Source organism: Puniceibacterium antarcticum, from assembly GCF_002760615.1.
GTDB lineage: Bacteria > Pseudomonadota > Alphaproteobacteria > Rhodobacterales > Rhodobacteraceae > Puniceibacterium > Puniceibacterium antarcticum.
In genome coordinates this window covers 12,756-34,586 of sequence record NZ_AWWI01000138.1, presented here as the reverse complement: position 1 = coordinate 34,586, position 21,831 = coordinate 12,756, and the positions used below count along the sequence as shown (strand labels likewise).

Below are 21,831 nucleotides of genomic sequence, written 5' to 3'. Positions count from 1 at the left end.
CGTCATTCCAGCGCGTAGGGACCGTGCTTTAGGATAACCGGCACGATCAGATCCTCTTCATCCTCCAGATGGCGATGAAGCAGCGCGCCAAAAGACAAAAGCTCCTTGTGGAACGGTCCCGGCTTGCCCTTGCCCTGCAGCACCGCATTGGCAGAGCTGGTAAAGCGGTTCAGCAGCCCGTCCATCGCATGGTGGTCCGCATCCAGGATATCAAACCCTTTCAGAAGCTTTGGCTCCATCTTGCTCAGCACCGGGAAATAATGGTGGTCTTCGATCTGATGATGACCGTGCAACTGACTGACCAGCATGCCGCCATATTGCGAAACCCGCTTCTTGTGGGACTGCGGGTCGATCTTGCGGTCGATGGCGGCCTCGGCATCGCTCTGAAGGCTGCCCAGCAGGTTGCGGAACATCAGATGCCTGTCCAGCCAGAACGCGACCAGACCCGAAAAATGCGGATGCGCCTCCCAGTCTTCGCGTGGGAATGTTTCCAGCAAGACGCGCAGCGCCTCGGGCATGTGGTCACGGTGTTTAAGGTCTAACTTGCTCATATCTCACCTCTGCCCCGCCACATGGCACAGGCAGAGGCGATGTCAATCACCGCAGCACATGTACGGCGCAAGCGGAATGGCGCACCACATGGGTGGCGGTCGATCCCATCAGCAGATCCTGCATGCCCGGACGGTGCGATCCGATCACGATGAGATCCGCGCCGCTCGTTTCGGCATATTCCAGAATCGTGCGCCCGGAATGCCCGGTAATCACCCTGTGCGACGCAGGACCATAGGCACTGGCGAGCCGGGTCAGATCCGCTTCGATCGCGGCATGCGAACTGCGTATGAAATCCTGTGGCAGATAGTTGATGACATAGCCGGGGATCTCTTCGATCACATGCAGCAGCGTTATCTTGCCACCCTTGCTTTGCAACATCTGTGCGACCTTCATGGCCGCAGCGATCTTGGTTTCGTCGTCGAATGAAATGGGCACAATGATGTTGCTGTACATGGCTCTGTCTCCCTTTGCCGGACGGACAAGAGCTAAGGCAAAATCCGCTCAGACGCGTTGATCCGGATCAATTGGGTGATTCGCACGGCCCCGACGGTTTCGATGCGCGGCGCGCTCAGTTGAAATCGCGCCGACCCACAGCGACCAAAGGCAGCGTTTGACCGCTCCGACGCGCTGACGCAAGGCGACGGTGCAATGGACTCAGACGTTCGGCTCGCCCTGCAAGCCCAGCAGTTTGCGAAACCCTGTCCAGTAGCCCGGCAGACGCGGCGGCTCCACCATACCCAGCAGCGCCTCATCTTCCCAACGCTGCATCCGCCGACGGGTGAAATCGCGGCCCCATTCCAGATAGGCACCGGCATCGTGGGGGCGCAGACGGCAGGCAGATCCGACCAGACCCACCAGCGTTTCCGCCGGCGAATACCATTCATCCTGAATGCCGGTCACCTTGGCCTGAACAAGCGGGCCGACCCAGCGCATCAGCGCCTTGTCGGAAAACTGCAGCAGCATCTTGCCCATTTCCGCGCGCGAATAATGAATCAGCGGCGGAAAAGTATCAAAAAACACGGCATTGCCATCGATAATCGCAAAGTTGCGGATCGACGGGTGAAACCCGATGCGCGTCTTGAACTGGTCGGCATTGTTCCAGAACGTGGCGATCACATCCCCTGCCGCTTCCATCATCGCAACCGTCTCGTCACGGGTACCCGACTGCATCAGTGGGCGCATCATCGCCTCGTTGGGCAGCGCGTCCTGCACGATGACCGGCACCCGGCGCCCCTCAATGGGCAGCAGCAGGAACGCGGTACACGGCAGCGGCACACCTGCGGTGCGCAGGGCCGCGGCATAGTCATCATGACAGGCTGCCAGCCGCTCCAGCGCCGTCTCGTCGGACAGACCGCGGTAGACCTTGATCACCTTGTTGGCAAAGGGGCCGCTGGCGGGCCGGAACGGCGCGCAGAAATAGCCGAGTTTGGAAATCGGCTGACCGCGCGTGGCGCTGTCTGCCACGATCAGTGCGCGCAGGGCATCCAGATCCATGTCTCACTCCTTTGGTTTGGCGGCAGCCTTACAGCGTTTCCTGATCACATTGAAGCATTCCCGGCCGCCCAAAGTCACAGAGAAGAGAGCGCATCTGGAAATACAGCTTAGACCCGAAACCTCTTAGCCATTTGCAAGCAGGGCCGCCACCTCTGCCGTAAGGGCGTCAACCTCGGCACGGGCCGGCGTCTTGGAGCCTTCGGCAGCGCTGCGCCCCTGCCCCAGCGCCTCGGCATAGATGACGCGGTTGGCAAATTGCGAATCGGCGATGCGCGCCATCAGCTTGTCCGCCGCCTGCGCCACATCCGCCGACAGGCGCGTGCCCGCACGGGCGCGGTTCATCACGATCAGCGCCTCCTTGTCCTCACGCTTGGCCAGATCCAGCACGCCCTCGGTTGCCCACAGATCCACATGGCTCATCGACACCGGCACAAGGACCAGATCGGCGCAGCGCAGCGCCGGGCGCAGATCGCTGTCCGCCTTGGGCGGGGTGTCGACGATGACGATGTCGTGGGTCCCGGTCAGTTTGCGGCATTCATAGGTGATCCCCCAGGCAGAAGATGTGGCAAACTCCATCCCCTCGACCAGTGCGGGATCCTGCTCCAGCCGCATCATGAACCAGCGGCCCAGCGATCCCTGAGGGTCGATATCCACCAGCGCAACGCTGCGTCCCATACGGCGAAAGCCGATCGCCAGATTGGCTGCAAGGGTGGTCTTGCCCGACCCGCCCTTTTGCTGCGCCACCGTGATCACCGATCCGGTCATGCCCGATACTCCCCTATCACCAAAAGGCCCTGCATCCCTGCAAACCTTAGGACCATGTTGCACGGGCTGCGGGCAAAACACCACCACCCCAACTGCGCGCGCATCGTTAAGGCCGCATTAACCAGCCTTACCCGATTCTAAAGATCAGGAGAGTGTGATGCGAATCCTTGCCCTGCTGCTGACCCTGCTTTGTCTGCTGCCCGGGCACGCCCCTGCAGGCGCCTGGCCGCGCGCGCAGGGCACATGGTTTGTCGCCTCCGACATGCGCCTGTCCTGGCCGCAGGATCTGACGCGCTGGACCAGCACCTTGCCGGTCGCGCAATATTACACGGTCTACGCCGAATATGGCCTGTCGCGCCACATGACGCTGGGCCTTGATCTGGGCCGGTCGGTGTCGGGCGGGGGCAAAAGCGTGCTGTTCCTGCGCATGCCGCTGCCCGACTTGCCAAGGCACACAAAACTGGCGGTGGATCTGGGGTTGGGCCAGATCGATGGCCGTGCAGTGCTGCGCCCCGGCCTGTCGCTGGGCCATTCCGTCGCGATGTTCGGCCTTCAGGGATGGCTCGCCGCAGACGGCGCTGCCGAACTTGCCCCGCTCAGCAAACGCGCCGATCTCAAGCTCGACCTGACGTTTGGTCTCACGCTGAACAACCGGGGGACCAAGGTCATCGTGCAGATGCAGACCGGGCGGCCATCGCAATTCGCCCCCTTCGCCCGGCTCGCCCCCTCTGTTGTCTTTCCCTTCGGGCGCAACCGCCTGGCCGAACTCGGCGTGACCTATGGGCTGCGCGGCGACGACAGCTTCGGCCTAAAGATGGGCCTGTGGCAGAGCTTCTGACACCCCTTCCCGCCGCCGCGCTTGCCCGGTATGCTGGCGCCATGACATCCCCGATCCGCCCCACCAATGACGAGGCACGCCAGCTTGCGCGCAAGCTGATCCACTCCGCGCGTCATGGCGCACTTGGCGTGCTCGATCCCGCCACAGCCACCCCGCTGGTCAGCCGCATTGGCCTTGTGCCAGGGCCCGACGGCCTGCCGCTGGCGCTGGTGTCGGACCTTGCACATCACACGGTGGCGCTGCAGGCCAATCCTGCCTGCTCGATCCTGCTGGGTGAACCTGGCGGAAAGGGCGATCCGCTCACCTGGCCACGCCTGTCTCTGCAGGGCACAGCCCAGTTCATCCGCCACGGCGACCCGGATCATGGCGCGCTCGCCATCCATTACCTGACCCATTCCCCAAAGGCCAAGCTCTACATCGGCTTTGCCGACTTCTCACTTTTGCGCATCAGGGTACTGTCGGCCCATCTGAATGGCGGCTTCGGAAAGGCTTTCGTGCTGATCCCGGCAGATCTGACCGTTGTCCACAGCCTTTCGACTTAAAGCGTCCTAAAATCAACAATTTGACCGCAACGGGTGAAATCCCGCGCCCCAGGTCAAAGGCGTCAGGCCGCGACCCCAGGCTGCGGAATGATCTGCACACCGCTGATGCGCCATTGCCCGCCTTCGTCAATCAGGCGATATTCCAGCAGATGCGTGCGCCCGTCCTGATCCTGGATCAGCACCCGTTGCGCCATCTCGCCGCCCTCGGCGTAAAGCTCGGTGAACCGCACATCGCCGGGGCGCCAGACCATCGGATAGCCTTGCCGGACCATCTGCCCAAACACCTCGGGTGTGCCGAACATGCCCTTGATCGACGGCGCGGCAAAGCTGAACGCCGTGACAAAATCGTCCCTAAGAAAGGCGTCCAGCTGTGACTGGATCGTCGTCTCTATCGCGGGATCACGCGCAACCGCTTCCTGCGCCGGGGCGGCACTGGTCCAGAACAGGGCGGCGAACAGGGCTAGGACAAGATGTTTCATGCTGAGGATCCTCCGGCGCAGGGGCTAAGGGTAAATCCCGCCCGCTTGCCGTCAAGTCACGCAGCGGCCCGCGCAAAAGTTTCACGCAGCCATTGCGCGCGAGGATGACCACAAAGCCTCCTCGCGCCAGTTTTTCAGACGATATCGCCCGCCAGCGCCCGCTCGATCAGGGCAGTGGTCTCTTCCACACCATAAAGCGCGATGAACCCGCCAAAACGCGGCCCCTGACTTGCGCCCAGCAGCACCTCGTACAGCGCCTTGAACCAGTCACGCAGCGGGTCGAACCCATGCTCTGTGCCCACGGCAAAAACAAGGGTCTGCAAAGCCTCATCATCGGCGGGGCCGTCATAGGCGCGCAACCGCTCGACCAGATCGCGCATCGCGGCGGCCTCTTTCTCATCCGGGGCGCGGAACACTTTGCCCGGCTTCACGAAGTCCTGATAATAGGCCACGGCAAACCCCGCCGCCTGATCCAGATCGGCGTGGGTGTCCGGTGCAGCATCCGGCGCATACCGGTGGATAAAGCCCCAGAGCGTTTCCTTGTCTTCGGCCCCCGATACCGACGCGAGGTTCAGCAGCATGGCAAACGGCACCACCATCCGGCTTTCGGGCACCTTGCCGCCGTGGATGTGCCAGACCGGGTTGTTGACCTTGCCTGCCGCATCCTGCGTCGCATAGGCACGCAGCTGCTGGTGATATTCATCCACGGCCTTGGGGATCACGTCGAAATGCATCCGCTTGGCGGTCTTGGGCTTGAGGTACATGAAATACGACAGCGATTCCGTGCTGGCATATTTCAGCCACTCATCAATCGACAGGCCGTTGCCCTTGGATTTGCTGATCTTCTGACCGGTGTCATCCAGGAACAGCTCATAGGTGAAATGCTCGGGCGCCTTGGCGCCCAGCGCGCGGCAGATACCGTCATAGATCGGCGTGTTGGTGCTGTGATCCTTGCCGTACATCTCGAAATCGACCCCCAGCGCCGCCCAGCGCGCGCCAAAATCCGGCTTCCACTGCAACTTCACATTGCCGCCCGTGACCGGCAGCGTCCATTCGCGCCCGTCCGCATCATCAAACGTGATCTCGCCCTTGGCGGCGTCAACATTCTTGATCGGCACATAGAGGACCCGGCCGGTTTCCGGGTGGATCGGCAGAAAGATCGAATAGGTCTGCTGGCGCTCATCGCGCAGCGACTTCAGCATGATCGCCATCAGATCATCATACCGCTCGACACAGCGCAGCAAGATTTCGTCGAACTGACCCGAACGATAAAATTCCGCGGCCGAGATGAATTCATACTCGAACCCGAAGGTGTCGAGGAAGCGGCGCAGCATCGCATTGTTATGCGCGCCAAAGCTGTCATGCGTGCCGAACGGATCAGGCACCGAACTCAGCGGCTTTTGCAGATGCTCATCCAGTTGGCGCGGATCGGGCACGTTGTCGGGCACCTTGCGCATGCCGTCCATGTCATCAGAGAAACAGATCAGCCGCGTCGGGATGTCCGAAATCAGCTCGAACGCCCGGCGGATCATCGTCGTGCGCGCAACTTCGCCGAAGGTGCCGATATGCGGCAGACCCGACGGACCATAGCCGGTCTCGAACAGCACATACCCCTTTTCGGGCGGCTTGTTTTCATAGCGTTTGAGCACCCGGCGCGCTTCTTCAAAAGGCCAGGCCTTGGCGCTCATTGCGGCGTCACGCAGATCGGACATCGGGTTTCTCCTACAGGGATGCGCGGGCGCGCGCAGTTCACAACGCCCGCTACCTATTGCGGGCCGCTGCCCGGGTCAATAATCTCTGCCCCGAACACTCCGCCCCTTTCAGGAAGGCCACACGTGAACGATTTGACCGCACACCCGCTCAGCCCGCAGGATTGCCTTGTTGCGCTGATGATTGCCGTTTCGGCCTCGGACGAAAATATCCGCACCGTCGAACTGGTCAAGATCCAGTCGACCGTGAACCACCTGCCGATCTTTGCCGACTATGACGATGACCGCATCAGCGGCATGGCCGAAACCGTGTTCGACCTGTTGGAGCAAGAGGACGGGCTGGATGCACTGTTCGGCCTGCTGCGCGACAATTTGCCAGAACGGCTGCACGAAACGGCCTATGCGCTGGCCTGCGACGTCGCCGCCGCCGATGGCACCCTTGCCGAAGCCGAACTGCGCCTGCTTGAGGAAATCCGCTACGAGCTGGACCTTGACCGCCTGCACGCGGCCGCCATCGAACGGGGCGCGCGCGCGCGGCACATGCGCGCCTGAGGCCGCGCGGATGGGGGCGCTGCCCCCGTCCCCTTTCAGGGGCCTCCCCCGGGATATTTAGGGGCAGATGAAAACCGAGGGTAGCCATTTTAGGTTTGGGAGGCTTCAGGCGGTGTAGAGCATGCCCCAGCGTTCGATCAGCGCCTGTTGCAACCCCTTGGCGCGGGCGTTCCAGCCTGAAGCACCTGCGGGGCTTTCACGCTCTTCCCGGTTCAGCTTGTCGCGGCGCGGGATGTTGGCGGCAAAGATCGCAAAGGCCAGTTCGGTCCCGTCCGGCAGATCGACATAGCCGGCAAGGCCGCTGACAAAATTCAGCGTGCCGGTCTTGGCGTGGACCTGGATCGGATTGCCCTTTGTCGGGCGGCCCTGGCTGTCACGCAACGCAACAGTCTTCAGCAGCGGCTTCAGCCCCAGCCGGTCGCGCACGTTCAACATCAGCTTCATCATGTCGGCGGCGGCGATCCGGCTGTCATCGCCCAGCCCCGAATGATCTACCATTGCCACATGGCCCAGCCCCAGCGTTTCCTTTGCCCAGGCGTTCATCGCGGCGGCAGAGTCCTTTTGCGAGCGGGCTTGTCCGTCACGGCGAATCGTTGCGGCAAGGCCGACCATCTCGGCGGTGATGTTGGTGGACCATTTCAGCATGTCATGCAGGATAACGGCCAGCGGCGCGCTTTCAAGCTGGGCGATCACCGTGCCTTCGGGGCGCTCTGTCACCAGCTCTGGCGTGCCGAGCAGGATTCCCTGTGAACGCGCAAAGGTCTGGAACACCTCACCGGCATACCGTTCCGGCTCGCGCACCGGCAGCCAGCGCGCGCCGTCATTGCCCAGCGCGCTGCGCGCCACCGTCCAGTCATCCCGCCCGTCGCGCCTCTGGTAGGTATAGATCGGCGCTGCACGCGGCACGATCTGCATCCGCGCCATGGTCACATCGGGGCGGTACCGGTCCGATCGGGCATCCATCGTCACCGCATAATCGGCCCCCTCCTTGCGCCATTCGAAATGTACGCGATTGAAATTCAGGCTCAGCCCTGACACCGCCGGGTTATAGCCGACCTGATCGGGCTGTTCGGGGTCGATGGCGGCGGTAAAGGGCAGCGCGCCGCCCCAGACCAGGAACCGCCCGCGCACCTCGCGCACGCCGACCTCTTTCAGCTGTTCGGCCAGGCTGGCCAGCCCGTTGGTGTCCAGCGTTGGATCCCCCCCGCCCGCCAGCACCAGATCGCCCTGCACCACCCCGTCTGCAAGCCCGCCGGTCAGGATCAACTGCGTGCCAAAGACATGATCCGCCCCCAGCGTTTCCAGCGCATAAGACGCGGTCATCGCCTTGGCCACGCTCGCCGGCGGCATCCCCGTTTCGGCCTCGTGTTCTTCCAGCATCAGCCCCGTCGCCAGATCCGCCACCGCAAAGCCGACCATGCCGTCCAGCCGCGCCTTGGCGATCAGCGCCTCTGCCGGGGCCAGGCTGCGTGCCAGCGCCGTCCCGCCCCGCGCCATCGGACGCAGCGAAGTGAGCGGGGCATCGGCCAGCGCCGGGGTGGCGACAGCAGCTCCGAGGGCAGCCAGAAAGGCGCGGCGGGAAAAAGCATATCTCATGGCGCGATGTAACCTCAGCCGTTCAGCGCAGGCAAGACGCCGCGGAGATGGAAATCGGGCACCCGGCAGGCAATTCTACGTGATGGGCCCCCTGCGTCGCGCCTCTGCCGGAACCGGCCGCGGCAGCCGAGGTCAGAGACGGGATTCGGCACACCGCAGCGCGGGTGCGCGTCCGCGGACTCTGCTCGCAGATGCACGGGTGTGATCGTGTCTGCCAACAGCCGGGAGCCGCGATAATCAAAACCCGGACAGCTCCGAGGCGCGCCGATCAGCCCGACCAGCCGCCCCGAGCCCGGATGGCCGACGAACTGACGTCGAGCATTGGCACATTCACGAAACACCAGGTCGGCGGTTTGGAGTGAGCCAAAAGGGCTGAGGCGCGCGGCGACAACTGGGAGGCGCGGAACACCCGGGCCGTGCGCGACATCCGGGCCGATATCCTGTCGCCCGGACGGGCCAGTACGCCGATGGGCACCGCTGCCATGATCTGTTTCCAGCGGTCCCAGCGGTGAAATTGCGCCAGATTGTCAGCCCCCATCAGCCAGACGAACCGGACCCCCGGATGCGCCTTTTGCAGCGCCGCAATCGTTTCGGCGGTGTAGCGCGTGCCGATCCTTGCCTCGGCATCGCTGACGATGACACGCGGCGTGTCCATCAACGCCCGCGCTGCCTGCAGGCGCGTCTCCAGCGGCGCCGGGCCGCGCGGCTTGAGCGGGTTGCCCGGACTGACAAGCCAGATCACCTTGTCCAGGGCAAAGCGGCGCAGCGCCTCCTTGGTGATATTCACATGACCCGCATGTGGCGGATCGAAGGAGCCCCCCAAAAGCCCCACGCGCTGCCCGGCGCGCAGATGCAGTCCGGTGTTCAAGATATCTGAGGTCATGCGCATGCGGGCTCCGGTACCGGTCGCACTGGCAAAAACACCGGATCGCGCTGGGATTCAACGTCTTTCCATCCTTTGACAAAAGGCGGCGCTGAAAGCGGGTCGGCTCCCTGCCCGCCCCCGCCGCGCCTGCGCCCTCAGAAGTCCTGCCAGATGCCCGGGCCGGCAGCCGCTGCGCGCTGCGGTGCCGCAACCGCAGCCTTGGCAGCTTTTTTCGGAGCGGCCTTGGCCGCTGCGCTTATCTCGATCGGGGCGCTGACCACATCAAAGGGTTCATCCCTGAAGCTGGGCTCGGGCGCGGTCGAACGCTTCGGCGTATCAACCTTGATGATCTTTTTGCTGTGAAACTTGCCCACCAGCTCACGCAGGCTCAGCGCCTTCTGGGTCAGCGACCGGCCTGCAGAGGTGAATTCCAGCACCATGCCCGCGTTTTTCTGTGTCACCGAATCCAGTTCGTTGATGCCGGTGTTGATTTCGCTCAGCGCCGTGGATTGTTCGCCAGATGCCGCACCGATCGCCTGCACCCTGTCCGTGATATCCAGAACCAGCCCCAGGATTTCGTCGATCGACCCGCCCAGTTCCGTCACAAGCTCCACGCCATTCGTGACGCTGCGTGTGGAGGAAGAGATCAGATCGCGAATCTCGCCGGCGCTGTCCGAAGACCGCTGCGCCAGAGAACGCACTTCCGAGGCCACAACCGCAAAGCCGCGTCCGACATCTCCGGCGCGGGCCGCCTCGACCCCGGCATTCAACGCCAGCAAGTTGGTCTGAAAGGCGATATCCTCCATCACGCGGATAATCTGGGCGATCTGCTTGGACGATTCCTCGATCGTTGCCATGGCCTGAACGGCGCGGTTCTTGACTTCACCCCCGCGCTCCGCACCGGCACGGATTTCACCAATAGCCTGAACGATGGACTGCGACCCTTCTGCGGTGGATTGCACGCTCGACGTGATCTCGTGCATCGCGGCGGCTGTCTCTTCCAGAGTGGCGGCCTGATTCTCCGTCCGGTTAGACAGCTCTTCGGCAGAGGTTCCGAGCATCGAGGATTCCGATTCGATGGACGAGGCGCTTTCGCTCAGCTCGCCAATCATCCGGCGCAACTCGTCAAGGGTGTCGTTGAAATGCATACCCAGATCCGCATATTCACTCGGCAGGTCGTTGCCCAGATCACAGTCCAGATTGCCCTTCGACAACTTCTCCAGCGATACGCTGAACTTCGACATGATATCGCGCTGTTCGGCAGACATTCTCTCGCGATCTGCTCCCGCCGCCTGCCCCTGCTGCAGCGCCTGCTGAAGCCGCTCCATCGTCCGCGCGATATCGCCGATTTCATCGCCCGTCTTGGCCTCATGGACCGAACTTGTGTAATCGCCAAGGGCAATGTCGTCCACACTCTTGGCCAGCCTGGAAATCCGCTGGGTGATGCTGCGCGCAATAAAGATCGCAAGCAGCAAGACAATCACGCAGACGATCGCCACCTGGATCAGGCTGACAAGGGCAAGGTTGTTTTGCGCCGCCAACACCTCGGTCATGTCCTGCTCAAGCACGACACCCCAGTGGCTTACCCCCACGGTCACACCCACCGTCAGCGCCTCGACAGGCTTGCCCAGCACCCCGGGGACATTCATCAGCACCTTGTGCTCATCCGCAAGGGCGTCCTGGATCTGCTCAAGCCCGGGCAACTGATCCAGCGGAGAAAAGGTGCGATCCCGGCCGACAAAGCTCAGCGCGCGCCCCTTCGCATCAACAAGATAGACATGGCCCGTCTCGCCCAGCAAAACCGATTTGGACAGGTTGCTGCTCATCGTTTCGAGCGGGACCTGAACCGCCACGACTCCCATAAACGCGCCCGCCGCATCAGATATCCTCGTGGCAAAGAAGGTTGTCACAAGACCATCGTCAGGGGCGTAGGCGGCAAAGATCGACCGATACACGGTGTCGCCGTCGCCGTCCCGCGCGGCAACAAAGGCTTGCGCCAACCCGCTGTCCTTGTAGGGGCCCGTCACAAAGTTTGTTGCAAAATCCGGCTCTTTTCCCGCGGAATAGACAACGTCACCTTCAGGATTCAGCAGAAGCAGATCGGAGTAACCGTTATAAACCGCAAAGCGGTGCAGCGTGTCATGATAGGTGGCATGCACCCCGGACCAGTCCGAACCGTCACCCGCATTGTCCAGCAGCGCCTTTTCCCCATCGGGATTCGGGTTTGCATCGACATACAGCTGCCGCAGCGTCGCGCCCGGATCGCTGCCCATCGTCGCCCACGCAGAGCTGAAGCCGCGCAGCGCCGCTTCTGTCGACATGCTGCTGGAGAGTACATCCATATCCGTATCAATGCCATCGAACCAAGCCACGAGGTCCTCGGCCGCCTGATCCAGAACCACTTCCAGCGCCTTGGCATTCTGCTCTTTCAGAACCCGCGCCCCATCGACATAAGAAAAAGCGGCCGCCGCAACGCTGATCAGGATCGTCGGCACCGCGATCATGATGGGAACCTTGATGCCCAGCTTGAGCCGGTTCCACTTGTTTGTGCTTTTGGGCATGGTGTTGGTCTGGGACATTGGCTGGGGCTCACTGATCAATTGACGGAGTGTCACGGATGCGCTCGCACTCGAGACGCTGCATCGCAAACTGACCACGAATGTCTTGAGAACTGTTTAAGCGGCGAAGATCGCGCACCGCATTGCCCCTGCCGCGCCCCTTCGTTATCTAGTCTGCCAAACGTTCACACATGTCCCAAGGGGTTCTCCGATGGCAGCCTATCAATACGTCTACCACATGGATGGCGTCTCAAAGACCTATCCCGGTGGCAAGAAGTGCTTCGAAAATATCAAGCTGAACTTCCTCCCCGGGGTGAAGATCGGCGTGGTCGGCGTCAACGGGTCCGGTAAGTCGACCCTGATGAAGATCATGGCCGGTCAGGACAAGGATTTCCAGGGCGAAGCCTGGGTCGCCGAAGGCGCGCGCGTCGGCTACTTGCCGCAGGAACCCGATCTTGACCCCAACCTCGATGTCCGTGGCAACGTCATGCTGGGCGTCGCGGCGAAAAAAGCCATTCTCGACAAGTACAACGAGCTGGCGATGAACTATTCCGAAGAGACGGCGGACGAGATGGCCGCTCTGCAGGATCAGATTGATGCAGAAGATCTCTGGGACCTCGATTCCCAGATCGACGTTGCTCTGGAAGCCCTCCATTGCCCGCCGGACGACGCCGATGTGACCACCCTCTCGGGTGGGGAACGCCGCCGCGTCGCGCTCTGCCAGCTGCTGCTCGAAGCGCCGGAAATGCTGCTGCTCGACGAACCGACCAACCACCTTGACGCCGAAACCATCGCCTGGCTGCAGCAGCACCTGATCGACTACAAGGGCACGATCCTGATCGTCACCCACGACCGCTACTTCCTTGATTCGATCACCTCCTGGATTCTCGAACTCGACCGGGGCCGCGGCATTCCGTACGAGGGCAACTATTCCGCCTGGATCGACCAGAAGGCCAAGCGTCTGCTGCAAGAGGCACGCGACGACAAGGCCAAGCAGAAGACGCTGGAACGCGAACTCGAATGGATCCGTCAGGGGGCCAAGGCACGTCAGGCCAAATCCAAGGCACGGATTTCATCTTATGAAAAGATGGCCGATCAGTCGGTCAAGGAACGTGTGGGCAAGGCGCAGATCGTCATCCCCAACGGCCCCCGTCTGGGCAGCAAGGTGCTTGAGGTCGAAGGCCTGAGCAAATCCATGGGCGACCGCCTGCTGATCAACAACCTCACCTTCTCGCTGCCGCCGGGCGGCATCGTCGGCGTGATCGGCCCCAACGGCGCCGGCAAATCCACACTGTTCAAGATGATCACCGGACACGAGACCCCCGATGCGGGCGAAGTCTCGGTCGGTGACACGGTGCAGCTGTCCTATGTGGACCAGTCGCGCGACGATCTGGCAGCAGACGACAACGTCTGGATGGCGATTTCCGGCGGGGCCGAGTTGATCACGCTGGGCGACGCCGAGATCAACTCGCGCGCCTATTGCGGGGCCTTCAACTTCAAGGGCACCGATCAGCAGAAAAAGGTTGGCTTGCTCTCAGGCGGGGAACGTAACCGCGTCCACATGGCCCGCCTCCTCAAAGAGGGCGGCAACGTCCTCCTCCTCGATGAGCCGACCAACGACCTCGACGTCGAAACCCTGCGCGCGCTCGAAGATGCGCTCGTGGATTTCGCCGGCTGCGCCGTGGTCATCTCGCACGACCGCTTCTTCCTTGACCGGATCTGCACGCATATGCTGGCCTTCGAGGGCGACGGCCATGTGGAATGGTTCGAAGGCAACTTCGAGGATTACGAAGAAGACAAGAAACGCCGCCTGGGCGACGACGCGGGCGAGACGAAGCGCAAGCACAAGAAGTTTACGCGCTAAGCGACAGACCCTCGCAAGGAGGTGGGTGATTCTTCGCGCAGGCGAAGGGTCACCCAGACCATCCCACCAAAAGGCCGCACCCGGCACCAGACAGCCACAGCCCGTCTCAGCCGGTCACCGCCTCCCCGCGAGGCTCACGGTTAAAAGATGCGCGCGCCGGGTCGGCGGTATCGGACAGACCCAACTTTGGCCGAACAAGCTTAACAATCGTTGTTCCCAATGGCACCAACACGACAGCCATACGCTTTCCATACGCAACCCATACGGGATCCAGCACCAGTTTTCTTCTGTGAACAGTCACAGCCTCTTTGTTAAAACTGTTGCCAGATGCCTGCGAACCTGTCATAAGGATCGTGCTGACGATCTTCTCTTCGACCATCTGTCTTCCTTTACCGGCTTGCAGGCTATCGATCCGAACGTGACCTCGCCGAGCCATCGCATACTGCGGATGGTACTATGACTAAAGGATATTCACATGGCTACTGGCACAGTGAAATGGTTCAACGCAACTAAAGGCTTCGGCTTCATTCAGCCCGATGGCGGCTCCAAGGACGTGTTCGTGCACATCTCCGCTGTTGAGCGTTCGGGCCTGTCCGGTCTGAAAGACGACCAGAAAGTAACCTTCGACATCGAAGCCGGCCGTGATGGCCGTGAGAGCGCGATCAACCTCGCACTCGCGTAAGCTTCTGTCTTAGATACAAAATTCGGCCGCCCTACGGGGCGGCCGTTTTCGTTTTGACGCACTTTCCCGCCTGAGTACACGGCTTCGTGATCCCAAACCGCGCGAAACTTGCCACAGAGTTTACCCCTTGCATGGCACATCCATTGAAATCCGGATCACCTTGGCCAACATACCCAAGTTCCAAACGAAAAGAGCACTGCCATGATCTCTCGCCGAACTTTTGTCACAGCCGCCGCGGCTTCCGTCGCACTGCCATCACTTGCCCAAGCATTTGAAGTTGCACCACGATTCCAGCCGCAGCCGGTCTCCTTCACCACGGAGTATGCCCCCGGTCAGATCCTGATCGTTCCCAAGGCGCATTTTCTCTACTACGTAACGGAACCCGGCAAGGCGCTTCGCTATGGCGTCGGGGTCGGCAAGGCCGGGCTCGAATTTACCGGCAACGCGACGATCAGCGTGAAAAAGGAATGGCCCACCTGGCGCCCGACGAACGAGATGATCGAACGTGAGCCCAGCCATTACGGCGAATTCATCGACAACGACTATGTCCAGCCCGGCGGCCCCGGCAACCCGCTCGGTGCCCGCGCGCTCTATCTCTTCCAGAACGGACGCGACACCTACTTCCGCATCCACGGCACCACGGCCCCCCAGTCCATAGGGCGCTCTGTGTCGAACGGCTGTATCCGCATGCTGAACGAGCATGTGGAGGATCTGTATGAACGCGTCCCACTGGGCACTGTCGTCACCGTTATTTAAAGCATTTCGGATTGAACCTGGGACAATCGGCATCGGATTTAGCGCCCGACCGACAGGAATAGCCTCGAATACCCGGACTGGTTTACCCGGAATCGCTGTAAGGTGACCCAGCAAGACGCTGTTGCGTTCACGTCCAGAACGCAACAGCCGGTAGATTGTTGAGTGGAAACGTTTTAGCGCGGGGGCTGCGGCATGGCTGACTTTGATCTGTTGGTGCTGGGCGCGGGCCCAGCGGGCAGTGCGGCGGCCATAACCGCCACACGCGCGGGTCTGCGCGTCGCCCTGATCGACAAGCACCGCTTTCCGCGCAACAAACTCTGTGGCGGCGGCTTCACCGGTCGCTCCATGCGCTATTTCCAAGAGATCTTTGGCACCGATCTACCCTACGACGGGATGCTGCGCCGGGATGCGGTCAGTTTCTGCGCCTTTGGGCAGGAGGTCGGACATTTCACCAATGTCCCGCCGCTGCATATGACCATGCGCTGGGATCTGGATCACGCCCTGCTTCGGGCGGCGGTGGCGGCGGGTGCCACGGACCTCACGGGCCAGCCTGTCAGCGCCATCGACACCTTGACCCCCTCGGTCACGCTGCGGGACCAGACCGTCACCGCTCGCCTGCTGATCGCTGCAGACGGCGTCAACAGCACAACAGCCCGCGCCTTGTTCGGCAAGGCCTTTGATGCCGACACCATCGGCTTTGCGCTCGAAGTAGAAGTCCCCTCGGACACGCCCGATACGCCAGTGCGCATCGATTTCGGAGCTGCGGACTGGGGCTATGGCTGGGATTTCCCCAAGACCTCTGGCAGGACCATCGGAGTGGGCGGGATCCTGCGCCGCAATGGCGACCTCAAGACCGCACTGGCCACCTACCTCAGGCATCTGGACGTCACCACCGACAGTCCTATTAAAGGACAGTTCCTGCCCTTTGGCGCCTATCGGCGGGTCCCTGGTAAGGGGCCTGTGCTTTTGGCGGGGGATGCGGCCGGGCTTGTGGATCCGATCACTGGCGAAGGCATCGCATATGCGATGAAAAGCGGACAGCTTGCCGCACAATCCGCCGTTGCAGCCATGCGCTCAGGCGCGCCCGCAACCGCCCTACCCCTCTATCGGGATGCACTGAGACCCATCCACCGCGCGATTTCTCAGGCCCGCATGATCAGGCCAATGATCTTTCTTCCGGCGCTGCGGGGCGGGTTTGTCGCCGGATTCCGCAATTCGTCAACGCTTCGGACGGAATATTTGCGGCTCCTTGCCGGTGAAACAGAGTATGGTCAGATCACGCGGCGCACCATAGCACGCATTCCGCGCCTTTTCATGCGCAGCGCTTTCCGACAAACAAGCGCATAGAGAGTTTCCGATTTACCCGAAACAAAGATCAACAAATTTCGCGTTTGATAAATATACTGGGATCGTGACCATCCAAGCAATGGTTCATTTGAAACACTCTCATGTGGCTTAGACTGTTTCCGGTCTCCAGAACAATCTTTACGAAATCCTATCGCAAAGAACGCAGGATAAAGATGAGCTCGTCAGGGGACGACCCATGGCAATCATAAGCTTTTTACTAGGAAGCGGTGTGGGCGCCGCGATCGGTCTGATAGGATGGATCGTCTTTGAATTGTCTGTAAAAAACGCCGTTTCCCTCTACATCATCACCGGCATTTCCATTGGCTTTTGCCTGATCGCTCTGGGAATGTGGTCTCACTCACGCCACAGGGGTTCTGATACCCCAGCAAACCGTAAATAATAACAAAGGTTTTAAAAGCCCGGACACCTATCCACCTTGCGTGAACCGCGTTTTAGAACAGGTACCGAACCACATTACAGCAGGACATGAATCACCAGAAGGTTCGGAATCACAAACAGAGCCGCAATGCAAAAGAGCTTGGCGAGGTGGGACATTGTTCTGAAGCCGGAGCTGGATTCAAGAACGTCACCATATGCCAGGGCGGCATAGACCATGGCACCCGACTGACCCGCCTCAATCCTGCGGAAACTTTCGATACTTGCACGCGACGTTTCATATCTTTTACGCAACGCGCTCGAATTGCCGACGCTTTCTGAGCGGTCCTGCAGGTTTGACATGATTCTTTCCCTAACTATTTCTTTTGACATGATGGAACGTGACACGATCTTGGCAAGGGTTTGGACAAAAGAAATGCACGCCCCCAAATTGCCTTGGCTGTGTCCTGAAACGATGGCCTGAATGACTTGGTACGCAGACCCAAGATTTTTTCTTGCAACGACTCAGGCCAATCATCATAAAAAAGGATGCGACGTTACCACTATCGACCCACTGCTCCTTTACGGCACAGTCACTCGATCTTGCACTGACTTAGCCGATCTGCCGCAATCCCGCGGGCAGCTGTGAAGAGGAGCATCGACGATGGCAACAGGCACCGTCAAATGGTTCAACACCACCAAAGGCTACGGCTTTATCGCGCCCGATGGCGGCAAGAAAGACGTATTCGTCCACATCTCCGCTGTTGAGCGATCCGGGCTGACCGGCCTCGCCGACAATCAGAAAGTGACGTTTGATATCGAGCCGGGCCGCGATGGCCGCGAAGCCGCTATCAACATTTCTTTGGCCTGAGGCCGCAACACCAGATATTCTGAAAGGGCGCCCCGGTGGCGCCCTTTTGCATTTCGCACTCCGTCTATCACTCCTGCGCCCGCGCAATCAGCTCCTCGACCGACGGCCCCATTGCAGCCACGATGCGCTTGACCCCTTCGGCATTGGGATGAATGCCATCCGCCTGCATATAGGCGCGCACGGCCTGCGGGCTGCGATCACCCCCTTCGGCAAGTCCTTCAAAGAACTCGGGAAAATAAAGCGTGCCGTATGCCTTGGACAATTCCGGATACATTGCATCAAAATCCGTCTTGAATTGCGGCCCGTAATTCCCCGGTGCGCGCAGCCCGACCAGAAGCACCGGAATATCGCCCGCCGCCTTCAGAATACCCTCAAGATTGGCGCGTGAATTCGCCGGATCAATGCCGCGCAAAAGGTCATTGCCCCCCAGCGTCACGATCATGCCGTCGGTGCTGTCGCTCAGCGACCAATCCACCCGGGCAAGACCCCCGGCGGTCGTATCGCCCGACACCCCGGCATTGACCACTGTCACATCATGCCCCTGCGCGCGCAGCCATTCCTGCATCTGCGGCACGAACCCCTCGCCCTGCGGCAGACCGTAGCCCGCCGTAAGGCTGTCCCCCAGCGCGACAAGCTCCACCGGGTCTGCCTGCGCCACAGTGGCCCACCCCAGCAGAACCGCCACCGCAAGCTTGCTCTGCAGCGCAGCAACCCCATATGTCCTAAAAGCCATCATATCCGGACCCTTCCCTTATGACCGATCCTGTTCTTGCCCTTAAAGATGTCACTCTGCGCCTGAACGGCAATGCCGGAATGGTCGAGATCCTTCACGGGATCACGCTGGATGTTCACAAGGGCGAGACTTTGGGCCTGATCGGCCCCTCTGGCTCGGGGAAATCCTCGCTTCTGATGATTATGGGCGGATTGGAACGTGCCAGCGGCGGCAGCGTCATGGCGCTGGGGCAGGATCTGACCGCCCTGAACGAAGACGGCCTTGCCCGGTTCCGCCGCGACCACATGGGCGTGGTCTTCCAATCCTTTCATCTGATCCCGACGATGACCGCGCTGGAAAATGTTGCGACCCCGCTTGAGCTTGCGGGCAAGCCGGACGCGTTTGAACTGGCAAGGGCGGAACTTGAGGCCGTTGGTCTTGGCAACCGCGCCGACCACTACCCCGCGCAGATGTCGGGTGGTGAACAGCAGCGTGTCGCCCTCGCCCGCGCCTCTGCCCCGCGTCCGAAGATCCTGCTGGCGGATGAACCGACAGGCAACCTTGACGGCGTCAACGGCGATGCGATCATCAAGATGCTGTTCGACCTCCGCGACCGTCACGGCGCCACGCTGGTTCTTGTCACCCATGCCAATGCCCTGGCCGAAAAATGCGACCGGGTGATCCGCCTGACAGATGGCCGCGTCGCCCCCGACCAAGCGCAGGCCGCAGAATGAGCCTGCGTATCGCTGCCCGCTTTGCCCGTCGCGAACTTCGCGGGGGCCTGTCCGGTTTCCGCATTTTCATCGCCTGCCTCGCCCTTGGCGTTGCCGCCATCGCTGGTGTCGGCTCCGTCCGCTCCGCGATCGAGGCGGGTCTTGCCGATCAGGGCGCCATCCTGCTAGGCGGCGACGCCGAGGTGCAATTCACCTACCGCTTTGCGACCGAGGAAGAGCGTCAATGGCTCGACTCCGTCGCCACAAACGTCTCTGAGGTCACAGATTTCCGCTCCATGGCCGTGGTTGACCCCGACGGCACCGCCGAACGCGGCCTGACACAAGTGAAATCCGTCGATGCCGCCTACCCGCTGAAGGGCGAAATCCTCCTCGACCCGCCCATGCCCCTCTCTGATGCCCTCGCGACCAAGGACCTGCCCGGCGCGGTCATGGCCCCGATTCTGGCCGACCGGCTGGGGCTGAAACCCGGCGACACCTTCCGCCTGGGCACGCAGGATTTCACCCTGAACGCCACCATCGCCCAAGAGCCGGACAATTCTGGCGCGGGCTTTTCCCTTGGCCCCCGCACCATCGTGCGCACCGAGGATCTCGCTAATTCCGGTCTGCTGACCCCCGGCACGCTGTTTGACAGCGAATACCGCCTCGACCTGCCCCCCGGCACCGACCTTGACGCCCTGCAGGCCCGCGCCGAAGAACAGTACCGCGACACCGGCCTGCGCTGGCGCGATGCCCGCAACGGCGCGCCGGGCGTGTCACGCTTTGTCGAACGTCTTGGCGCCTTTCTGGTGCTTGTCGGCCTCTCGGGACTTGCCGTGGGGGGTGTGGGCGTCTCTGCTGCTGTGCGCTCTTACCTCGCGCGCAAGACCTCTGTCATCGCGACCCTGCGCACCCTGGGGGCCAGCCGTGCGACGATATTCCAGACCTATTTCCTGCAGATCGGCGCGCTGAGCCTCGTTGGAATCACCCTTGGCGTGATCCTTGGCGCGGTGATCCCGCTGCTCTTTGCGCCGCTGATCACCGCCTCTCTGCCCGTGCCTGCGCTCTTTACACTGCACGCCGAACCGCTGATCGAGGCGGCGATTTACGGCGCGCTCACTGCCCTTCTCTTTACCCTCTGGCCGCTGGCCCGGGCCGAAGAGGTGCGCGCCGCCACCCTGTTCCGCGATGCGCTCGACAGCGCAAACTTTTTCCCGGCCCCGCGCTATGTCATTGCCACAGGTGTGCTGACGCTGGTGCTGGTCGGCACCTCCATGGCCTTTTCTGGCAACGCCTGGCTGACCCTCTGGACGGCGGGCGGCATCTTTGGCGCGCTGATCCTGCTCAGCCTTGCGGCCATCGCAATCCGCTGGCTGGCGCGCAAGGCTGCCCCCACCGCACGGGGCAAACCTGTGCTGCGATGGGCGCTCGGGGCCATTGGCGGGCCGCGTGAAGGCGCGGCTTCGGTTGTTCTCTCCCTTGGCCTTGGCCTCTCGGTCCTTGCCGCTGTGGGGCAGATTGACGGCAACCTGCGCAATTCAATCAGCCGCGACCTGCCGGAAATCGCGCCGTCCTATTTCTTTGTCGACATCCAGAAGGATCAGATGCCCGGCTACCTCGCCCGGCTGGAAAATGACCCGGCTGTGCGCAAGATCGACAGCGCCCCGATGCTGCGCGGCGTTGTGACGATGATCAACGGAAAACCCGCGCAAGAGGTCGCTGGCGATCACTGGGTCGTGCGCGGCGACCGGGGCATCACCTATGCCGACCGCCCCGGCGAGGATACGACCATCACCGCCGGCGAATGGTGGCCCGAGGGCTATGACGGCCCGCCACAGGTCAGCTTTGCCGCCGAAGAGGCCGAGGAAATCGGGCTCAAGCTGGGCGATACCATCACCGTCAACGTGCTGGGCCGCGACATCACCGCCACGATCACCAGCTTTCGCGATGTGAACTTCGCCACCGGCGGCATCGGTTTCGTGATGACCCTGAACGCCGCCGCACTGGAAAATGCGCCGCATACCTTCATTTCGACCGTCTACGCGACCCCGGACTCCGAGGCGCAGATCCTGCGTGATCTGGCACAGGAATTCCCCAACATCACCGCGATCCGCGTGGCCGATGCCATCGACCGTGTCTCGCAACTGCTCGAAGGAATCGCCGCCGCCGTCCGCTGGGGCGCGGCTGCCACGTTGCTCACCGGCTTCCTCGTCCTGATCGGCGCGGCTGCCGCAGGCGAACAGTCCCGCACCTTTGAAGCCGCAATCCTCAAAACCCTTGGCGCCAGCCGTTCGCGGATCCTGCGCAGCTTTGCCCTGCGCTCGGCCCTGCTGGGCGCGGGGGCGGGCATCGTCGCACTTGGCGCGGGCATTCTCGGTGGCTGGGCGGTCAGCACCTTCCTGATGGACACCTCGTTTTCGGTGATCTGGTCCTCGGCCTTTGGCATCATCCTGGGCGGCATTCTGGCCACGCTTCTGGCCGGTCTGGCCTTTGCCTGGCGTCCGCTCGCCGCACGCCCCGCTGGCGTGCTGCGCGCACGGGAATAGATCCTTGCACCCTGCGGC

23 protein-coding genes are annotated in these 21,831 nt (G+C 61.8%); 11 read left to right on the top strand and 12 right to left on the bottom strand.

Features of this window, described 5'->3' with window-relative positions; translation table 11 throughout:
* Positions 1-2 precede the first annotated feature (2 nt).
* From P775_RS20555 to parA, 4 genes are all read right to left on the bottom strand, one after another.
* Entirely contained in the window at positions 3-551 is a 549-nt protein-coding gene (locus tag P775_RS20555) for a hemerythrin domain-containing protein (protein WP_099912743.1), read from the bottom strand.
* Positions 552-597: 46 nt separating this feature from the next.
* A complete protein-coding gene (locus tag P775_RS20550; RefSeq protein ID WP_099912742.1) occupies positions 598-1,005 on the bottom strand; it encodes a universal stress protein in 408 nt (135 codons plus the stop codon).
* 201 nt (positions 1,006-1,206) lie between these two features.
* Positions 1,207-2,046 (bottom strand): DUF6206 family protein, encoded by an 840-nt coding sequence (locus P775_RS20545; protein WP_099912741.1) that lies wholly within the window; start codon positions 2,044-2,046, stop codon positions 1,207-1,209.
* Positions 2,047-2,169: 123 nt separating this feature from the next.
* Positions 2,170-2,811: a ParA family partition ATPase gene (gene parA / locus P775_RS20540; RefSeq protein ID WP_099912740.1), complete on the bottom strand. Its 642-nt coding sequence runs from the start codon at positions 2,809-2,811 to the stop codon at positions 2,170-2,172.
* Between the two features lie 157 nt (positions 2,812-2,968).
* On the opposite strand from parA, the gene P775_RS20535 reads away from it, so the two are divergent.
* Together P775_RS20535 and P775_RS20530 are read left to right on the top strand one after the other, a co-directional pair.
* A complete protein-coding gene (locus P775_RS20535) occupies positions 2,969-3,649 on the top strand; it encodes a hypothetical protein (RefSeq protein ID WP_099912739.1) in 681 nt (226 codons plus the stop codon).
* 41 nt (positions 3,650-3,690) lie between these two features.
* Positions 3,691-4,191: a HugZ family pyridoxamine 5'-phosphate oxidase gene (locus tag P775_RS20530; protein WP_099912751.1), complete on the top strand. Its 501-nt coding sequence runs from the start codon at positions 3,691-3,693 to the stop codon at positions 4,189-4,191.
* A 62-nt stretch (positions 4,192-4,253) separates the two neighbouring features.
* On the opposite strand, the gene P775_RS20525 is transcribed toward P775_RS20530, so the two are convergent.
* Both P775_RS20525 and P775_RS20520 read right to left on the bottom strand, forming a co-directional pair.
* Positions 4,254-4,670 (bottom strand): DUF4864 domain-containing protein, encoded by a 417-nt coding sequence (locus P775_RS20525; protein ID WP_099912738.1) that lies wholly within the window; start codon positions 4,668-4,670, stop codon positions 4,254-4,256.
* A gap of 134 nt (positions 4,671-4,804) precedes the next feature.
* Entirely contained in the window at positions 4,805-6,382 is a 1,578-nt protein-coding gene (locus P775_RS20520; protein WP_099912737.1) for a lysine--tRNA ligase, read from the bottom strand.
* Between the two features lie 123 nt (positions 6,383-6,505).
* Between P775_RS20520 and P775_RS20515 the strand changes: the two genes are divergently transcribed.
* On the top strand, positions 6,506-6,931 hold the full coding sequence (locus tag P775_RS20515) for a tellurite resistance TerB family protein (protein ID WP_099912736.1): 426 nt from the start codon (positions 6,506-6,508) through the stop codon (positions 6,929-6,931).
* A gap of 105 nt (positions 6,932-7,036) precedes the next feature.
* Here P775_RS20515 and dacB read toward each other — a convergent pair whose 3' ends face one another.
* The 3 genes from dacB to P775_RS20500 all read right to left on the bottom strand — a co-directional run bounded on the left by dacB (position 7,037) and on the right by P775_RS20500 (position 11,971).
* Positions 7,037-8,527, bottom strand: a complete 1,491-nt coding sequence (dacB, locus tag P775_RS20510; protein ID WP_099912735.1) for a D-alanyl-D-alanine carboxypeptidase/D-alanyl-D-alanine endopeptidase — start codon at positions 8,525-8,527, stop codon at positions 7,037-7,039.
* 268 nt (positions 8,528-8,795) lie between these two features.
* Positions 8,796-9,410 (bottom strand): nicotinate-nucleotide adenylyltransferase, encoded by a 615-nt coding sequence (locus P775_RS20505; RefSeq protein ID WP_099912750.1) that lies wholly within the window; start codon positions 9,408-9,410, stop codon positions 8,796-8,798.
* A gap of 137 nt (positions 9,411-9,547) precedes the next feature.
* Positions 9,548-11,971: a methyl-accepting chemotaxis protein gene (locus tag P775_RS20500; protein ID WP_099912734.1), complete on the bottom strand. Its 2,424-nt coding sequence runs from the start codon at positions 11,969-11,971 to the stop codon at positions 9,548-9,550.
* Between the two features lie 190 nt (positions 11,972-12,161).
* On the opposite strand from P775_RS20500, the gene ettA reads away from it, so the two are divergent.
* Positions 12,162-13,814: an energy-dependent translational throttle protein EttA gene (ettA, locus tag P775_RS20495; RefSeq protein WP_099912733.1), complete on the top strand. Its 1,653-nt coding sequence runs from the start codon at positions 12,162-12,164 to the stop codon at positions 13,812-13,814.
* A gap of 106 nt (positions 13,815-13,920) precedes the next feature.
* On the opposite strand, the gene P775_RS20490 is transcribed toward ettA, so the two are convergent.
* A complete protein-coding gene (locus P775_RS20490; protein WP_099912732.1) occupies positions 13,921-14,193 on the bottom strand; it encodes a hypothetical protein in 273 nt (90 codons plus the stop codon).
* A gap of 96 nt (positions 14,194-14,289) precedes the next feature.
* On the opposite strand from P775_RS20490, the gene P775_RS20485 reads away from it, so the two are divergent.
* From P775_RS20485 to P775_RS27685, 4 genes are all read left to right on the top strand, one after another.
* Positions 14,290-14,496 carry a cold-shock protein gene (locus tag P775_RS20485; RefSeq protein ID WP_089273477.1) on the top strand — a complete coding sequence of 69 codons (207 nt, stop codon included), beginning with the start codon at positions 14,290-14,292 and terminating at the stop codon, positions 14,494-14,496.
* A 201-nt stretch (positions 14,497-14,697) separates the two neighbouring features.
* Entirely contained in the window at positions 14,698-15,252 is a 555-nt protein-coding gene (locus P775_RS20480) for a L,D-transpeptidase (RefSeq protein WP_099912731.1), read from the top strand.
* 192 nt (positions 15,253-15,444) lie between these two features.
* Complete coding sequence (locus tag P775_RS20475) at positions 15,445-16,599, top strand: NAD(P)/FAD-dependent oxidoreductase (protein ID WP_099912730.1); 1,155 nt, start codon at positions 15,445-15,447, stop codon at positions 16,597-16,599.
* A gap of 196 nt (positions 16,600-16,795) precedes the next feature.
* Entirely contained in the window at positions 16,796-16,999 is a 204-nt protein-coding gene (locus P775_RS27685; protein ID WP_143520957.1) for a hypothetical protein, read from the top strand.
* Positions 17,000-17,073: 74 nt separating this feature from the next.
* Here the strand turns inward: P775_RS27685 and P775_RS20470 are convergent, their stop codons facing one another.
* The gene (locus tag P775_RS20470) at positions 17,074-17,337 is read right to left on the bottom strand and encodes a hypothetical protein (protein WP_099912729.1); all 264 of its coding nucleotides are present in this window, start codon (positions 17,335-17,337) and stop codon (positions 17,074-17,076) included.
* Positions 17,338-17,638: 301 nt separating this feature from the next.
* Here P775_RS20470 and P775_RS20465 point away from each other — a divergent pair, with 301 nt between their 5' ends.
* The gene (locus tag P775_RS20465) at positions 17,639-17,845 is read left to right on the top strand and encodes a cold-shock protein (protein WP_099912728.1); all 207 of its coding nucleotides are present in this window, start codon (positions 17,639-17,641) and stop codon (positions 17,843-17,845) included.
* 67 nt (positions 17,846-17,912) lie between these two features.
* On the opposite strand, the gene P775_RS20460 is transcribed toward P775_RS20465, so the two are convergent.
* Complete coding sequence (locus P775_RS20460; RefSeq protein WP_099912727.1) at positions 17,913-18,581, bottom strand: arylesterase; 669 nt, start codon at positions 18,579-18,581, stop codon at positions 17,913-17,915.
* 17 nt (positions 18,582-18,598) lie between these two features.
* On the opposite strand from P775_RS20460, the gene P775_RS20455 reads away from it, so the two are divergent.
* Both P775_RS20455 and P775_RS20450 read left to right on the top strand, forming a co-directional pair.
* A complete protein-coding gene (locus P775_RS20455) occupies positions 18,599-19,291 on the top strand; it encodes an ABC transporter ATP-binding protein (RefSeq protein WP_099912726.1) in 693 nt (230 codons plus the stop codon).
* Positions 19,288-21,813 carry an ABC transporter permease gene (locus tag P775_RS20450; RefSeq protein ID WP_099912725.1) on the top strand — a complete coding sequence of 842 codons (2,526 nt, stop codon included), beginning with the start codon at positions 19,288-19,290 and terminating at the stop codon, positions 21,811-21,813. Before P775_RS20455 ends, P775_RS20450 begins: the two co-directional genes overlap by 4 nt.
* Positions 21,814-21,831 lie beyond the last annotated feature (18 nt).

Coding starts and splice junctions, on each gene's coding strand:
- P775_RS20555 (WP_099912743.1), bottom strand. CDS start 551: ATGAGCAAGTTAGACCTTAAACACCGTGACCACATGCCCGAGGCGCTG.
- P775_RS20550 (WP_099912742.1), bottom strand. CDS start 1,005: ATGTACAGCAACATCATTGTGCCCATTTCATTCGACGACGAAACCAAG.
- P775_RS20545 (WP_099912741.1), bottom strand. CDS start 2,046: ATGGATCTGGATGCCCTGCGCGCACTGATCGTGGCAGACAGCGCCACG.
- parA (WP_099912740.1), bottom strand. CDS start 2,811: ATGACCGGATCGGTGATCACGGTGGCGCAGCAAAAGGGCGGGTCGGGC.
- P775_RS20535 (WP_099912739.1), top strand. CDS start 2,969: ATGCGAATCCTTGCCCTGCTGCTGACCCTGCTTTGTCTGCTGCCCGGG.
- P775_RS20530 (WP_099912751.1), top strand. CDS start 3,691: ATGACATCCCCGATCCGCCCCACCAATGACGAGGCACGCCAGCTTGCG.
- P775_RS20525 (WP_099912738.1), bottom strand. CDS start 4,670: ATGAAACATCTTGTCCTAGCCCTGTTCGCCGCCCTGTTCTGGACCAGT.
- P775_RS20520 (WP_099912737.1), bottom strand. CDS start 6,382: ATGTCCGATCTGCGTGACGCCGCAATGAGCGCCAAGGCCTGGCCTTTT.
- dacB (WP_099912735.1), bottom strand. CDS start 8,527: ATGAGATATGCTTTTTCCCGCCGCGCCTTTCTGGCTGCCCTCGGAGCT.
- P775_RS20505 (WP_099912750.1), bottom strand. CDS start 9,410: ATGACCTCAGATATCTTGAACACCGGACTGCATCTGCGCGCCGGGCAG.
- P775_RS20500 (WP_099912734.1), bottom strand. CDS start 11,971: ATGTCCCAGACCAACACCATGCCCAAAAGCACAAACAAGTGGAACCGG.
- ettA (WP_099912733.1), top strand. CDS start 12,162: ATGGCAGCCTATCAATACGTCTACCACATGGATGGCGTCTCAAAGACC.
- P775_RS20490 (WP_099912732.1), bottom strand. CDS start 14,193: ATGGTCGAAGAGAAGATCGTCAGCACGATCCTTATGACAGGTTCGCAG.
- P775_RS20485 (WP_089273477.1), top strand. CDS start 14,290: ATGGCTACTGGCACAGTGAAATGGTTCAACGCAACTAAAGGCTTCGGC.
- P775_RS20480 (WP_099912731.1), top strand. CDS start 14,698: ATGATCTCTCGCCGAACTTTTGTCACAGCCGCCGCGGCTTCCGTCGCA.
- P775_RS20475 (WP_099912730.1), top strand. CDS start 15,445: ATGGCTGACTTTGATCTGTTGGTGCTGGGCGCGGGCCCAGCGGGCAGT.
- P775_RS27685 (WP_143520957.1), top strand. CDS start 16,796: ATGGCAATCATAAGCTTTTTACTAGGAAGCGGTGTGGGCGCCGCGATC.
- P775_RS20470 (WP_099912729.1), bottom strand. CDS start 17,337: ATGTCAAACCTGCAGGACCGCTCAGAAAGCGTCGGCAATTCGAGCGCG.
- P775_RS20465 (WP_099912728.1), top strand. CDS start 17,639: ATGGCAACAGGCACCGTCAAATGGTTCAACACCACCAAAGGCTACGGC.
- P775_RS20460 (WP_099912727.1), bottom strand. CDS start 18,581: ATGATGGCTTTTAGGACATATGGGGTTGCTGCGCTGCAGAGCAAGCTT.
- P775_RS20455 (WP_099912726.1), top strand. CDS start 18,599: ATGACCGATCCTGTTCTTGCCCTTAAAGATGTCACTCTGCGCCTGAAC.
- P775_RS20450 (WP_099912725.1), top strand. CDS start 19,288: ATGAGCCTGCGTATCGCTGCCCGCTTTGCCCGTCGCGAACTTCGCGGG.